Source organism: Thiomicrospira microaerophila (genome assembly GCF_023278225.1).
Taxonomy (GTDB): domain Bacteria; phylum Pseudomonadota; class Gammaproteobacteria; order Thiomicrospirales; family Thiomicrospiraceae; genus Thiomicrospira; species Thiomicrospira microaerophila_A.
Window position 1 is genome coordinate 845,279 of sequence record NZ_CP070959.1, and the last position, 14,389, is coordinate 859,667.

Annotated in this window: 13 protein-coding genes; 12 read left to right on the plus strand and 1 reads right to left on the minus strand. The window is 45.0% G+C overall.

All coding sequences use genetic code 11. The features are described from left to right. From JX580_RS04075 to JX580_RS04095, 5 genes are all read left to right on the plus strand, one after another. The gene (locus tag JX580_RS04075) at positions 1-900 is read left to right on the plus strand and encodes a type II secretion system F family protein (protein WP_248851530.1); all 900 of its coding nucleotides are present in this window, start codon (positions 1-3) and stop codon (positions 898-900) included. Continuing rightward, on the plus strand, positions 901-1,542 hold the full coding sequence (locus JX580_RS04080; protein ID WP_248851531.1) for a tetratricopeptide repeat protein: 642 nt from the start codon (positions 901-903) through the stop codon (positions 1,540-1,542). 15 nt (positions 1,543-1,557) lie between these two features. Next, the gene (locus tag JX580_RS04085) at positions 1,558-2,832 is read left to right on the plus strand and encodes a hypothetical protein (RefSeq protein ID WP_248851532.1); all 1,275 of its coding nucleotides are present in this window, start codon (positions 1,558-1,560) and stop codon (positions 2,830-2,832) included. 57 nt (positions 2,833-2,889) lie between these two features. Further along, positions 2,890-5,667 carry a bifunctional diguanylate cyclase/phosphodiesterase gene (locus JX580_RS04090; protein ID WP_248851533.1) on the plus strand — a complete coding sequence of 926 codons (2,778 nt, stop codon included), beginning with the start codon at positions 2,890-2,892 and terminating at the stop codon, positions 5,665-5,667. 117 nt (positions 5,668-5,784) lie between these two features. Continuing rightward, complete coding sequence (locus JX580_RS04095; RefSeq protein WP_248851534.1) at positions 5,785-7,080, plus strand: hypothetical protein; 1,296 nt, start codon at positions 5,785-5,787, stop codon at positions 7,078-7,080. Between the two features lie 45 nt (positions 7,081-7,125). Here JX580_RS04095 and JX580_RS04100 read toward each other — a convergent pair whose 3' ends face one another. Then, on the minus strand, positions 7,126-7,905 hold the full coding sequence (locus JX580_RS04100) for an enoyl-ACP reductase FabI (RefSeq protein WP_248851535.1): 780 nt from the start codon (positions 7,903-7,905) through the stop codon (positions 7,126-7,128). A 77-nt stretch (positions 7,906-7,982) separates the two neighbouring features. On the opposite strand from JX580_RS04100, the gene JX580_RS04105 reads away from it, so the two are divergent. The 7 genes from JX580_RS04105 to JX580_RS04135 are packed head-to-tail and all read left to right on the plus strand — an operon-like array spanning position 7,983 to position 14,388. After that, on the plus strand, positions 7,983-10,184 hold the full coding sequence (locus tag JX580_RS04105; RefSeq protein WP_248851536.1) for an ABC transporter substrate-binding protein: 2,202 nt from the start codon (positions 7,983-7,985) through the stop codon (positions 10,182-10,184). Continuing rightward, the gene (locus JX580_RS04110) at positions 10,181-11,158 is read left to right on the plus strand and encodes an ABC transporter permease (protein WP_006459025.1); all 978 of its coding nucleotides are present in this window, start codon (positions 10,181-10,183) and stop codon (positions 11,156-11,158) included. The genes JX580_RS04105 and JX580_RS04110 overlap by 4 nt, the downstream gene beginning before the upstream one ends. Further along, a complete protein-coding gene (locus JX580_RS04115; protein WP_248851537.1) occupies positions 11,155-12,552 on the plus strand; it encodes an ABC transporter permease in 1,398 nt (465 codons plus the stop codon). Before JX580_RS04110 ends, JX580_RS04115 begins: the two co-directional genes overlap by 4 nt. A 14-nt stretch (positions 12,553-12,566) precedes the next feature. Then, positions 12,567-13,052: a virulence RhuM family protein gene (locus tag JX580_RS04120; protein ID WP_248851538.1), complete on the plus strand. Its 486-nt coding sequence runs from the start codon at positions 12,567-12,569 to the stop codon at positions 13,050-13,052. Continuing rightward, positions 13,052-13,657: a hypothetical protein gene (locus tag JX580_RS04125; protein ID WP_248851539.1), complete on the plus strand. Its 606-nt coding sequence runs from the start codon at positions 13,052-13,054 to the stop codon at positions 13,655-13,657. Before JX580_RS04120 ends, JX580_RS04125 begins: the two co-directional genes overlap by 1 nt. A gap of 12 nt (positions 13,658-13,669) precedes the next feature. Further along, positions 13,670-13,912, plus strand: coding sequence for a UPF0175 family protein (locus JX580_RS04130; protein ID WP_006459020.1), 243 nt, complete (start codon positions 13,670-13,672; stop codon positions 13,910-13,912). Beyond that, on the plus strand, positions 13,912-14,388 hold the full coding sequence (locus JX580_RS04135; protein WP_006459019.1) for a DUF3368 domain-containing protein: 477 nt from the start codon (positions 13,912-13,914) through the stop codon (positions 14,386-14,388). Before JX580_RS04130 ends, JX580_RS04135 begins: the two co-directional genes overlap by 1 nt. Position 14,389 lies beyond the last annotated feature (1 nt).

Here is a 14,389-nt window from a genome sequence, read left to right on the forward strand (position 1 = left end):
ATGAGTACGGGTCTTTTTTATAGCATTTTAGGGTTTTCGGTTTTTTTACTGGTTTTATTAGTGACTAGACTGCTACAGATTAAAAATGCTGTTCGAGTGCGTGAACAGCGTGTGCGTCATTTAATTGGATTAGATCAAGTATTTGAAAACGACAGGCTTGATGAATCTTCTAATGGTGTATGGTTTAAATTTAGTCAAATTATGGCTCCTAGAAATCAAAAACAATTAGATGCCATATTGCTGAAATTGGCTCAAGCCGGTATGCGTCATGACTATCATTTAGGTAAATTCTATGCGTTGCAGTTAGGGTTTATTGTTTTGGTTTTGATCATGACCCTTGGCTCCGTTTTTGTAATGGAAATTAATCCTGCTTGGATTGTTGTTGGTTTAGTGTTTGCTTATTTTGCACCCTTAAAGTGGTTAGAGCTTAAGGCTCATTTTAGAGCGATTAAAATTAATCAAAGTTTACCTGATTTTATTGACATGACTAACGTGAGTTTAAATGCGGGTTTAAGCTGGATGATTTCTGTGCAAAGAGTGGCGAAAGAATTTAGTGATGTTCACCCTGAAATAGCCGATGAGTTCAATTTGATGTTGGAACAGGTAAACCTGGGCATGGGGAGGATTGAAGCGCTTCGCGCGATGGAAGCCAGGGTTCCGACGGAAGATTTTAAACAACTGGTGCAGGTTTTAGTTCAAAATGAAAGAGCTGGCAGTTCGATTGCTGAGGCGTTGAATAACTTTGCAAGACGTTTATATCAGCAGCGAGAGCAGCGTATGGCGGAGAAAGCAGCTAAGGCTTCTGCAAAAATGGCGATTGTGATTTTGCCCTTTTTGATGTTGCCTTATTTTATTATTTTATTGGCTGAAAAGCTGGTGCTACTGAGTCGAGGGTTTTAGATGTTGAGGCCCTGGCAGATCTGCTGTGTTAAAACCGGTTTATTGATTACGGTTATGTTCGCCTTACCAGGTTGTGCTTCTCTTTTACCTCAGTCTAAAGTAACGTCTGATCAGGCTTATAATCAAGCCGCTCAATCTAGTCCTTTGCGAGAAGAATTGACTGAGCAGCAAGCGTTTGAGTTCACTTTGGCTTTAGTTGAGCAGTCATTGGATTCGGGGTCTTATGAGCAGATAGAAGCGAATTTGTTGAGGTTACGTCGGACAGCGCCGTCTGATCCTAGGGTTTACCGATTGCTCGTGGAGGTTTACAGTCGTGATCAGCGTTTTGATTTGGCTTATGTCACTGCAAAACAATTAAAAGATCTGCCGAGTGCTACACTGGATGATACGGCGTTGTTTGCCTCTATTGCGTTACGTTTGGAAGACTATGCCGAAGCCGAAGAGGTTTACCAGGCCTGGTTGTCGAGTTCTCAAAGTCATACTCGAGTTGCGGGTTACAATAATCTTGGCTTTAGTTCGTTACTGCAAAAGCAGTGGGATAGGGCGGAGCGGTATTTTAATCAGGCGCTCGATATCGACCCGCTTAACCAACGTGCTCGGCATAACTTGATGTTATTGTTGACGTTAAAAGCACAAAGATAGTAAAGGTGATTGAGCATGTCTAATCGAAAAAGTCGTCAAAGAGGGTTCGCGAGTATTCTATTTACCGGCCTGGTTGTGGTGTTCATGACAGGAATTATGTTCAGCTTTGAAGCTGGTGATAAGATGAACATGCAGCTCAATTTAAAACAATACGCTGAAGAAATAGCACGAAGTGCAATGGCCAGCGAATTGAGCATTACAAAAAAAATGATTGAAGAGGGCCAAGGGCTTGACCGAACCTCGACAAGGGTCAATGCTATTCTTAATGCATTGGACTATCAACGTGATCATGATATTGGGGTAGAGGTACTTTTCGGTACCCTTGAGCAGGGTGAATTTGTTGTTTTAGCTGAGCATGCCGAGCATCCCCGAGGGCCTAATATTGATTTGGATAATCCTCCGATTTTTAGTGCTGTCAAAGTGACACTGACTTATCTATCAAGCCGTTTTCCTTGGAGCAAATTTGATACTTTTATTCCAACTGCTAGCGTTATTTTTGGTCTTGAAAGCGATATTACTGAAGATCGCTGCGGTTTAAGATTTGATGCATGCTTAGTCGATGATTCAACGATACCTAGCGCCATGTCGATGGCTGCAGGTGCGCCTGGTTCAACGCAGAGAATTAATTATTGTCGTTATGGTTTTGCACCTTCAGCAAGTGGTTCGTTAAAATACCAGAATATTCGTGCAGAAAATGGTGTGGTTTTACCTGAATCCATGTGGAGTCACCCAAGTTCGCCGGCGATGCCTTGGCAGAAAAATGGTCGGGTGCTGGATGAAGTCAAGCGTTATAAAAACTGTCCTATTCTTGCTGTAGGTGCTGATGTTCCTCAAGTTTTAGGTGGTTTGGCGGATACCGTTAATTGGCTGCTTGGCATTGATCTTGGGTTGCTAACGGATCCATTAGCCGATTTGTTAGATATCAGTTTAAGCATTGATGTGCCGACTCCGGTATCATCGAGCGATTATTTTTATATCGGCGAGAAAGGCAGTTGTCGTTTGGTCAATGATCGATCAGCTTTAGATGATAGCTGCTTGTTTTATGATCGGGTCAATTACACGGATGCCGGTCTTTCGGTATGTTTGTTGGGGATTACGGATATTGATTTATTTGGACCTGATAGTACGATGATGTCGCATAGTTGTTTGAGTTATGTCAATAATAGTTCGCTTGATCCGATAGAAAAGCGTAATGGCAACTTGCTGAGTTTGTTTTTATTGCCTACTGATATGCTTTACAGTTTTGATTCTTTTATTAGCTTAATGGCTAAGTTTCAACTGGTTGATTGAACATTGATACAGGCGTTAATCTGTATCTTATCCAGACATTCATTTTAGGACATCTTTTTGAAAAGAAAAAATTGTTTTTTTTCGCTAACCCGATTGCATACGAGTTTACTGGGGCGCTTGGTCATCGGCCTGGGGTTGTTTATTATGTTGATTTTAGTCTTGACGAGTTTTTTGAAAACGCATCAGGCTAATCAAACCATTAATAGCTATCAATCTGATCTAGCCAAGCTGATCGTTACTGAATGGCAAGCATTGTCTGACCCCTATGATTCGGCTGAGTTGGAAGCTTGGATCTTACGCTTTAAACCCTGGTCAAACACGACGGCTATTCATGTTTTTTATCCTGAAAAAGGCATACAGTTATCGGTTGATAACCTGTCATTAACCGATCAGCTGCAAGCTAATCGAATGCAAAGCTTACGCATCCCTTTGGATGATTCGTTGTCGATCAACCAGGCCTGGTTGCAACTGGACTTTATAAATCATGATTGGCTAGACGAGTGGATAACTGATTTATGGTGGCAGCTCAGCTTGATATTGGTTTTTATCGGTTTTTTAGGCTATACATTTTGTCAGGTTTTGTCACCATTTAATCTAGGGTTTTCAGAGTTAAAACGAACACTTGGACGGGTTAAGCAAGGACAGCTGGCTTCACGTGCCAACCTAAAAGGTTCGGATGATTTTTCTGAATTGGGGCGTGATTTAAATACCATTTTAGATGCGATGCAGGCGAAAGAGCAAATGATCAATCGCTCGAAAGAAGCGTTGCTTGAGAGTAATGAATATGTCAGTCAGATATTATCGATTACCGAAGAAGCCATTTGGGACTGGGATTTAATCAGTAATAAAGCAACCCATAACGCTAATTGGCTGAAGCTGCTCGGTATTGACAGTTATGTAGAATCACATCATCGCCAGTTATTTATCGATATGATTCATGAAGAGGATTTAGAGGGGTTTATTGATCAGGTGCAACGTGCGATCGATGAAAATATTACCTATGTTCATGAATATAGAGTCATCCGAGCCGATGGTCGTATTATATGGATTATGGATCGAGGGCGCGTTGTTAAGCGAGATTTAACCAACGAGCCCATCTGTATGATGGGGAGCTTTATTGATGTAACCGAACGTCGTCAATTGGATCAGGATCTGAAAATTTCTGCAGTCGCGTTTGAAAGTCAAGACGGCATGTTAATAACGGATAGTGATCTTCGAATTATAAAAGCCAATCATGCATTTTGTCAGGTTTCGGGCTTTTCATTTTCTGAAATTGCTGATCAGTCGTTAGAGATGTTTTTTGCTGCTAGAAATGCTGGAGATATTTACGAGGCCTGGTTGGTTGATTTGCATGAGCAAGGAAATTGGCAGGGTGAGGTTTGGTTTAGTCGTCAGAGTAAAGAGGAATACCCGGTCTGGTTAAGAGTCACTCCGGTACGTAACCACGATAAGATTTCTACCTATGTGGTAGCGATCTGTGATATCAGTGTGCGAGTAAAAGCACAAGAACAAATTGAGCATCTTGCATTTTATGACACCCTGACGAATCTTCCAAATCGCCGTTTGTTGTTAGATCGATTGCAACAAATGATGGCGATGTCTAAGCGTTCAGGAAAACACTGTGCTTTGATGTTTGTGGATCTGGATAACTTTAAAACGCTTAATGATACCCAGGGGCATGACGTTGGCGATCTTTTGTTAAAAACAGTGGGAGAGAGGTTACAAAATTTACAGCGTAAAGAAGATACCGTTTCTCGACTTGGAGGCGATGAGTTTGTTGTGTTGTTGGGTGGACTCGCCTCTAATGAAGATCAAGCCCTGATTGAGGCTGAGCATTTGGCCAACAAGGTACTGCTTGAATTAAACCTTGATTATCCGATTGCTGATATGGGTTATCGAATTACGCCAAGTATTGGGGTGACGATCTTTAGCGGTGATGAAGTGGGGATTGATGAATTGCTTAAGCGTGCGGATATTGCCATGTATGAAGCAAAGACATCGGGTAGAAATACCGTTCGTTTCTTTGATCCAGCAATGCAATTGAAGGTGAATTTACAAGCTAAGCTGGAGCAGGATATAAGAGAAGGTTTGGCGAAAGGTGATTTTGAGATTTTTTACCAGCCTCAAGTGGATAACAGCGGGCGGGTATTTGGTGCAGAAGCCTTGATTCGCTGGAACCATCCTAACCGTGGCTTGCTGATGCCTGATGCATTTATGGATACGGTAGAAGCCTCAGAGATGATTTATGATCTAGGTGTTTGGGTGGTTTCATCGTCCTGTAACCAGTTAAGTCGCTGGAAAAACGATCCGCTTTTATCTCAAATTAAGCTATCGGTTAATGTCAGCTCTAAGCAGTTTATTCATGAGTTCTTTGTTGAGCAAATCAAGCAGGTTATTGCTGAAAGTGGTGCTAATCCTTCACAGTTAAAAATTGAACTAACAGAAACTGTCCTTATTCATGATGTGACTTATGTTACGAAAAAAATGGCTACTCTTAAAAAACTAGGGGTGGGTTTTGTGTTGGATGACTTTGGAACGGGTTATTCTTCACTCGCTTACTTAAAAATGATGCCGATTGAGCAGTTGAAAATAGATCATAGCTTTGTGCGTGATATTTTGGTTGATCCGAATGATGAAGTGATCGCGCGTTCAATTATTGCGCTTTCTGAATCACTGGGACTCAGTGTTTTAGCCGAAGGGGTGGAAACTGAAGCTCAACAATTGAAGTTGTTGGAGATGGGGTGTCATCTTTATCAAGGCTATCTCTATGGTAAGCCGATGGCGTTGACTGAGTTTGAGGACTTAGTTCATCAGCATGGTGTAACTAAGGATTAGTTTTAGGGTTGTTTTTAAGTTTTTGTGCTTATGGTCGATAACAAAAATAAAACATATTGACTAGAAGCCGATGCTTCTCCACACAGGGATTTATTCAATAAATCGGGAGTAGCAGTTATGATTGTTCAACATTCATCTATCAATTTAAATCATCAATCCAATCAATTTCAGTATTTAAACCAAACCTCGCAACTGCAAGGTTCGTCAAAAGCAGCGATGGGATCTTCTGCGGGGTTGAGTAGTCTGGCCTTATCGACCCAGTATCAATTCGATGCTCGGCATCACCATACATCCGTTTTGCAATCAAGAAGTGAAGTTCAACAGCAGGGCTTAGTGGTTGCGGCGCATCATATGGCACAAACATCTGCAAAACTAAGCGCGATTCAATTAAATGCGTCTTCTGCTCAGATTGCTATAAAACAGGCTTTTCCGTCAGATTCCTCGCAGGGCGTGCAGGTTTCGGGCTTAGCCGAGTTTCAATTTAAACAGCAAATTCAATATCGACAAGCTAGTCATAATGTAATGAGTGCCTCAGGGCAGGTGAGTTTGGCAGATGGCCGTAAAATTGACTTTAACCTGCATTTGCAACACCTGCAGCATACAGAGATTAATGCACTCAGTGAGCTTAGCCTTCAGCAGTCAGTAATGCATGATCCTTTAGTGATCAACTTTGGTGATCAGCCTGTCGCATTGCGCAACACTACCTTTGAGTTTGATCTGCTGGCAAATGGGCAAACTCAAACCTTTGCTGCGTTGGGGCAAGGTGCGGGTTATTTAACCTTTGATCTTAATGGTGATGGCATGGTCACAGATGGTTCTGAGTTGTTTGGGACTAGAACCGGTGATGCTTATGCTGAGTTGGCTTTGTTTGACGAGGATCGCAATGGCTGGATAGACCAAAACGATGCTATTTTTAGTCAGCTAAGAATATGGTTAGATCAAACCGATCCCTACTCAACCATTAGTTTGGCTGAAGCAGGTGTGGGTGCTATTTACTTGGGAAGTGTACCTTTTGAATATGCATTGCGTGACGATAAGGCAGCCTTGCAGGGACAATCGAAAGCAGCCAGTATTGTATTAATGGAGGATGGACGTATTAAGACCAGTCAGGCAATTGATCTTATGCCATTAATTACGAGCGAAAATTGGCAGTTTTTTGAAAATACCCCGGCGTTTAAGAGTCTGCAACGCATGGCGGATAGTTTAAATAGTTGGTTTGAAAAATTAAATCAGATTCAAACTTCGATGAGCTTTAACTCTGCTGAAACTCAGTTACAGACCTCTACAACATCCAGTCAAGAAAATTGGTTTGAGACTTTGCAAAAGAAAATTCAACAGATGGTTAATGAACGTAAAGCCTTGCTAGAAGGGGTTTTGGGTAAAAGAACTTCACGGGAATGGGGTAGAGCCTGAATAGGTTAGGGCTTCAGTTTATAGCTGATGCCCTATGGATAAGGATTAGGTTGACGCCGTGGTGTTGTAGCCGCCATCAACATAGGTGATTTCACCGGTGATGCCAGACGCTAAGTCTGAACACAAGAAGGCACAGGTATTGCCGACTTCTTCAATGGTCACATTGCGGCGTAATGGGGTCGCCTGTGCGGCTTTGTCTAGCATTTGACGGAAGTCTTTAATGCCGGAAGCCGCTAGGGTGCGAATCGGGCCGGCTGAAACCGCATTGACGCGGATACCGTCTTGGCCTAAATCAGCCGCCAAATAGCGCACAGTGGCTTCTAAAGAAGCTTTGGCGATGCCCATGACATTGTAGTTAGGCACGGCACGTTCTGCGCCTAAATAGGAGATGGTCATCACTGAGCCTTGACGGGCTTTTAGCATCTCATAGCCGGCTTTGGTCAAAGCAGTCAGGCTGTAGGCGCTGATGTCGTGGGCGATTTTAAAACCGTCGCGGGTCGAGGCATCAATCATACGGCCTTCCAATTCTTCGCGCGGTGCAAAGGCGACCGAATGTACAAGAATATCTAAGCCATCGCTCCAGTGATTTTTGAGTTCAGTGAAAACATCGGTGATTTGTTGGTCGTCTGCGACGTCCAGCGGTAGTACAATGCTAGAGCCTAATTCTTCGGCCACTTTTTCTACGCGGCTTTTGAGTTTCTCGGTTTGGTAGGTTAAAGCGATTTCTGCGCCTTGCTCATGCATTTGTTTTGCAATACCATAGGCGATGGATTTGTTATTGGCGACACCGACAATCAGTGCGCGTTTTCCGGTTAGGAATCCCATATTTTTCTCCATTTTGATTGATTTTGACGCATTAAAAATGCGGTCATTATAACGTGAATTTAAAAGTGAACCAAACAATGAGAAATAATCCAGCAGGTCTGCTGCGAACGTTTTGGCTGATGGTGTTGTTTTTTAGCCTGTCAGGCTGTGCCGATCGTTGGAACCAGCCTTACACCGATGAAGCGGTGGCATCGAACACCTTATTCACGGCGTTTTCCGCACCGCCCAAAAACCTTGACCCAGTGCGCGCTTACAGCTCAAATGAATGGCAGATTATCAGCCAAATTCTTGAGCCGCCGTTGCAATATCATTATTTAAAACGTCCGTTTACGCTTGAACCCTTGACGCTGGCTGAGATGCCCAAGGTGCGTTATTTTAATGCCGAGGGAATCGAGGTCGAACAGGGTGCAAGCGATCTGGCCTATTCTGAATTTACCTTAAACCTAAAGCCGGGTATTCAATTTCAACCGCATCCGGCGTTTGTGCGGGATGATCAGGGGGAATTTGTGTATCTACCTCTGAATGCATACAAAGCGGCAAATTTACGTTCGCCCTATGAGTTGTCGCAGCGTGCGACGCGTGAATTGACCGCCGCCGACTATGCCTATGCGATCAAGCGCATGGCCGTGCGACAGAATCATTCGCCGGTTTTGGATACCATGATGAATTATATTGTCGGTTTGCGTGAATTCAGTGAGCAGGTCAGTGCCGAACGCGCAGAGGTGGCGCGTGAGGCGTTTTTCGATCTGCGTCCTTACCAAATCCCTGGCGTGAAGGTGGTCAATGACCATCAATTACGCATTCAGATTGAAGGCGTGTATCCACAGTTTAATTATTGGTTAGCGATGAACTTTTTTGCGCCGGTGCCTTGGGAAGTGGAGCAGTTTTATGCGCAACCAGGCTTGGTGGCACGCAATATTAATTTAAATACCTTTCCGGTTGGCACTGGGCCGTTTTTCTTAGCAGAGAATAATCCTAACCTGCGCATGCGTTTGGTGCGCAACCCGGTATTTCACGAACAGTTTTATCCCGATTCTGGTTTAGCCTACAACATGCCGGACAGTCTATTACGTGATGCCGGCAAACGCTTGCCGCTGTTAGACCAGGTGGTCTATACCCTGGAAAAAGAAAGTGTGCCTTATTGGAATAAGTTTTTGCAAGGTTACTACGATGCCTCGGGCGTGAGTTCGGATAGTTTTGATCAGGCCGTGCAGGTGTCGGTCAGCGGTGAGCTGAACTTGACCGGTGAAATGGCGGAAAAGGGCATTCAAATGCGCTCAGGCATTGAGCCGACGGTGTTTTATTTGGCGTTTAATATGCTCGATGAGGTGATTGGGGGCTATAGTAGCGACCGCCAAAAACTGCGCCAAGCGATTAGCATTGCGGTGAATTATGAAGAGTTTATTTCGATTTTTATGAATGAACGCGGTATGGCGGCGCAAGGGCCGATTCCACCGGGCATTTTTGGTCACTTGGAAGGTGAAGAGGGTGTCAATCCTTATGTACATGACTGGGTGAATGGTGAATATCAACGTAAATCACTGGACACCGCGCGTGAACTGCTGGCGCAAGCGGGTTATCCGAATGGGTTAAATCCGGCCACCGGACGGCCTTTGCAGTTGCATTACGACGCCGTGGCGACCGGGCCGGATGATCGCGCACGGATGGATTGGATGCGCAAACAGTTTGAAGAACTGGGCATCGAGTTGGTGATTCGTTCGACCGATTACAACCGTTTTCAAGACAAGGTACGCAAGGGCGACGCACAGATTTTCTTTTGGGGTTGGGGCGCGGATTACCCAGACCCGGAAAATTTTTTATTCCTGCTTTACGGGCCGAATGGCGCGGTGGCCAGTGGGGGTTCGGGCATCAATTCGGCCAACTACGCCAATCCAGAATTTGATCGCTTGTTTGAACAAATGCGCAATATGGAAAACAGCCCCGAGCGTTTAGCGATTATTCAACAGATGCTTGAGATTGTGCGCAAAGATGCACCTTGGATTTTTGGTTTGCATCCGCGTTCGTTGGCGCTCTATCACAGTTGGTATCACAATGTCTGGCCGAATCGTTTAGCCAATAACAGTGTGAAATATTTGTCGGTTGATCCTGAACTTCGGCTGCAAAAACAAGCTGAATGGAATCGTCCGGTGGTCTGGCCTTTGTGGTTAGCAGGCCTGCTTATCATTGGTTTGTCGATTTGGGCGGTTAGCGCTTATCGTGCGCGTCAACAACAACGGATTCAGCCGCAATCGTCTAAAACGGGAGGGCGCAATTTATGATGGCGTATATCGTTCGTCGCTTGATTTATGCCATTCCGATTTTGATTGGCGTCAATTTTATTACCTTTGTATTGTTCTTTATGGTCAACACGCCGGATGACATGGCGCGCGCGCAACTGGGCGCCAAGCAAACCACACCGGAGCTGATTCAAAGCTGGAAGGCCGAACGCGGTTATGACAAGCCGTTGTTTTTTAATAGCGATGCACCAGGCCTGGTGAAGTTGAGCGATACCTTGTTTGTTGAGCAATCGTTGAAGTTGTTTGTGTTTGACTTTGGCAAATCCGATGCCGGACGCGATATTGCTTCGGACATTAAAGAACGCATGTGGCCGAGTTTGGCGATTGCCTTGCCAACCTTTGCGATTGGACTGATTACCACCATTACACTGGCGTTGCTGATTGTGCTGTTCCGTGCCACGGTGTTGGATACCGCCGCGATGGTGATTGCGGTGATGATTATGTCGATATCCGGCCTGTTTTATATTATTGCCGGCCAGGTGCTGTTTAGCAAAATCCTGCATTGGGTGCCGATATCCGGCTATGAACCCGGCTGGGCGAGTGTGAAATTTTTGATTCTGCCGGTATTAATTGGCGTGTTTGCCGGTTTAGGGGCGGGCACCCGTTGGTATCGCAGTATTTTCTTGGAGGAGATCAACCGCGATTATGTGCGCACCGCACGCGCCAAAGGCTTGTCGGAAATCAGTGTGTTGTTTAAACACGTGTTGCGCAACGGCATGTTGCCGATTCTAACCGGCGTCGTGGTGGTGATTCCGAGCCTATTTATGGGCAGCTTGATTATGGAATCCTTCTTTGGTATCCCCGGTTTGGGCAGTTATACCATTGATGCGATTAACGCACAGGATTTTGCGATTGTGAAAGCGATGGTGTTTTTCGGCGCGGTGCTTTATATCATCGGGCTGATTCTGACCGATATTTCCTATACCATTTTTGATCCAAGGGTGCGTTTATCATGATGTGGGTATGGCTTTGGACAGATATTATGGTGTGGGGGCTGGTGCTTGCACTCGGCGCTTGGGGCTGGACGATTTCACGCTCGCCACAGGTTAAGGCGCAATGGCTGGCGATTTTCCGTTCCAAAATTGCGATGAGTTCAGCGATTATTTTGCTGTTTTATTTGTCGATCGCGTTGTTGGATTCATTGCATTTCCGTTTAGCCTTGCCGGATCAAACACCGGGGCAGGAGCGCCAATATGCCGGTCAAACCACCAGTGCCTTGGACTGGGTGTTTAATGAAATTCGCAGCCAAACCGAGCGCACCTATTCTGCGCCTTTTGCGCTCAAAGAGCATAGCACCTCAATCGTTAAGGACGATCAGGGGCGGGTGCTACAACAGCATTTAGATCTGGTGCATGCCGGTGCGCATTTAGCGGATGCGTCACAGCGTACCGCCGATATCAGCCAAAAATCCGTGTTTGCCGTGGCGGTCGCGTTGGCGATAAGCGGGCTATTAATCAGTTTGCATTTGGTTTGGCGTGCGCGTGCCTTGGGGCGTCGATTTGGCGAACAAGCAGGCCTGGTGATAAAAGGCCAAGCGGATTTACCCTGGCGCACCGCCTATCTGACCTTTACGCTGGGCCTGGTCATCTTGGCTTGGTTGTATTATTTGGGGCATTACTATCATGTACTCGGCACCGACAAGGTCGGTGGTGATGTGCTCTATCAAAGCTTTAAAAGCGTGCGCACCGGGGTGTTGATCGGCGTGCTGACCACCTTGGTCATGTTGCCGCTGGCATTGATTTTGGGTATCAGCGCCGGGCTGTTTCGTGGTTGGGTGGATGATGTTATTCAATATCTCTACACCACGCTGAACTCGATTCCGGGGATTTTGTTAATTGCCGCCTCGGTGTTGGTGATGCAAACCATTATTACCAATAACCCGCAATGGTTTGAAACCGCGACTGAACGGGCGGATTTCCGTTTGTTGGTATTGGTGCTGATTCTAGGCCTGACCTCCTGGACCAGCTTGTGTCGATTATTGCGCGCCGAAACCTTAAAAATCAGCCAAGTTGAATACGTCACCGCCGCGCGCGCGTTTGGCGTTAGCCGATTCAAAATCATTGTGCGCCATATTCTGCCGAACGTAATGCACATTGTTTTGATTGCGGTGGTATTGGACTTCAGTGCCTTGGTATTGGCGGAAGCGGTGTTGTCGTATGTCGGCGTGGGTGTCGATCCGACCATGCACAGTTGGGGCAATATGATCAACCAAGCACGTTTAGAAATGGCACGCGAGCCGATGGTCTGGTGGTCGTTGTTTAGCGCGTTTGTGTTTATGTTTATCCTCGTACTCGCCGCTAACCTCTTCTCCGACCGCGTCCAACGTGTGTTAGACCCGAAGAATAACTAGGGTTATAAAAAACTATGAAAAACCCGATTGAAATTTTTAGTACAGATGATAATAAAGTCAGCTTGCAGGTTTCCCTTGAGGGGGAGACGGTGTGGCTCAGTAGACAGCAATTATCATTGTTATTTGATAGAGATATTAAAACGATTGGTAAGCATCTCGCTAATGTGTTTAAAGATGGTGAGCTGGAGAAAAGTTCAGTTGTCGCAAAATTTGCGACAACTGCCGAAGACGGTAAAGTCTATAAAACAGAGCATTATAATTTAGATGTCATTATTTCAGTCGGCTATCGAGTTAAATCACAGCGCGGCGTAAAGTTTCGTCAATGGGCGACAAAAGTGTTAAATCAATATTTGGTTCAAGGCTATGCTTTAAACGAAAAACGCTTGCAAGAACGACATGTTGAGTTTGAACAAGCGATTGCCTTGCTGTCGGCAACCCTAACCAATCAAGCTTTGGTGAATGACGACGGCCAAGCCGTTTTGCTCAAAGGTCAGCCATAGTGGCTTGGTTTGCGGCACCGTTGATTGCAAAGGGTTTAGCTTGGGGCGCTGGGGTAGCGGCGAGTGTACTGGCCGGCAAAAAAACCAAAGACTGGGTGAGCGAAAAGCTGGAGCAGAAAACCCGCGATAAAATGCAAGTGGAACTCAGTGCACACGCCAGCGCCTATTTAACCCAGCTTGAGCAGGCCTGGCATCGAGCGTTTTGGCGTTATTTTGTCATTCAAAATGGGTTGCTGTTTGTTGCGTTGGGGTTGAGTTTTTGGCTAGGGAGTTGGCTATTTTTTGTTGGCTTGGTCTTGGTGTTTGTCTGGAACGGTGTATTAGCCTATGGCTATAAATCGTCCTTAATCGCTTTTTGGCAGCATAAAAGCTTGCAGCGACTGCTGGCCGCGCGTTTAAACGAAGAACTCACGCGCCATCTGCAAAACCTCTCGCATATTGAACAACGTTGGGTGGATTGGTTTATCGCCGAAAAACAACAAGAAATATGTCAACAAACCGCCGAACACCTGGTGCCCAGAGCGCGTTTTGCGTTGATTAACGTGGCGTTGATGTTAGTATTAAGTTTCGTGGTCTTCCGCCTAGCGGTCGTCCCTTTTGTTTAAAGAGGTTTAGTCATGCAAATTACCATTGATTTACCCGAACCATTAATAAAATTTGAATCCATTGCATCCATTCAAGCAGACATGAAGCTAAGCTATGCATTGTGGTTATTTAAGCAACAAAAAGTCACTTTATCTAAGGCGGCGGAACTAGCTGGCTTGGATATGTATAGTTTTATGAAACTTTGCCATCAAAATGATGTGCCTGTCATTAATATGACCCCAGAAGCATTGGATGCAGAGCTGGAAGGCTTGTAATGTTATTGATTGCTGATGCATCTGCACTGATCGCGTTAACGGCCTGTAAGCAATTGCCGCTATTAGAAAAACTCTTTGATAAAGTTGTTGTTTCATCGGTTGTTTATGATGAATTAACAGCAGACTTGTCAAAGCCGTTTGCAAAAGAGTTATCAGCTTACTTAATTGATAAGCGTATCGAACTTGATAGCCACAACATTATTCTGCTTGATGCTTATTCAGATGCGGGTGAAATTTCAAGCATGGTTTTATTTAAACAATTACAGGCTGATCGATTATTGATTGACGATGCTAGAGGAAGAAAAGTGGCAGCAGTGAATCAAATTCCCGTGATTGGTTCGATGGGCGTATTAGTGTTAGCTAAGCGTAAAGGTTTCATTCAGTCAGCATCCCAATCAATTGAATTAATGTTAGATGCAGGGATTTACATCCACCCTGATCTCGTTGCCCATGTTAAGCAACTTACAAACGAATAAA

What these genes read in the sequence shown, in the direction of transcription:
- JX580_RS04075 (WP_248851530.1), top strand. Translation starts at nt 1, where the DNA reads ATGAGTACGGGTCTTTTTTATAGCATTTTAGGGTTTTCGGTTTTTTTA.
- JX580_RS04080 (WP_248851531.1), top strand. Translation starts at nt 901, where the DNA reads ATGTTGAGGCCCTGGCAGATCTGCTGTGTTAAAACCGGTTTATTGATT.
- JX580_RS04085 (WP_248851532.1), top strand. Translation starts at nt 1,558, where the DNA reads ATGTCTAATCGAAAAAGTCGTCAAAGAGGGTTCGCGAGTATTCTATTT.
- JX580_RS04095 (WP_248851534.1), top strand. Translation starts at nt 5,785, where the DNA reads ATGATTGTTCAACATTCATCTATCAATTTAAATCATCAATCCAATCAA.
- JX580_RS04100 (WP_248851535.1), bottom strand. Translation starts at nt 7,905, where the DNA reads ATGGGATTCCTAACCGGAAAACGCGCACTGATTGTCGGTGTCGCCAAT.
- JX580_RS04105 (WP_248851536.1), top strand. Translation starts at nt 7,983, where the DNA reads ATGAGAAATAATCCAGCAGGTCTGCTGCGAACGTTTTGGCTGATGGTG.
- JX580_RS04110 (WP_006459025.1), top strand. Translation starts at nt 10,181, where the DNA reads ATGATGGCGTATATCGTTCGTCGCTTGATTTATGCCATTCCGATTTTG.
- JX580_RS04115 (WP_248851537.1), top strand. Translation starts at nt 11,155, where the DNA reads ATGATGTGGGTATGGCTTTGGACAGATATTATGGTGTGGGGGCTGGTG.
- JX580_RS04120 (WP_248851538.1), top strand. Translation starts at nt 12,567, where the DNA reads ATGAAAAACCCGATTGAAATTTTTAGTACAGATGATAATAAAGTCAGC.
- JX580_RS04130 (WP_006459020.1), top strand. Translation starts at nt 13,670, where the DNA reads ATGCAAATTACCATTGATTTACCCGAACCATTAATAAAATTTGAATCC.
- JX580_RS04135 (WP_006459019.1), top strand. Translation starts at nt 13,912, where the DNA reads ATGTTATTGATTGCTGATGCATCTGCACTGATCGCGTTAACGGCCTGT.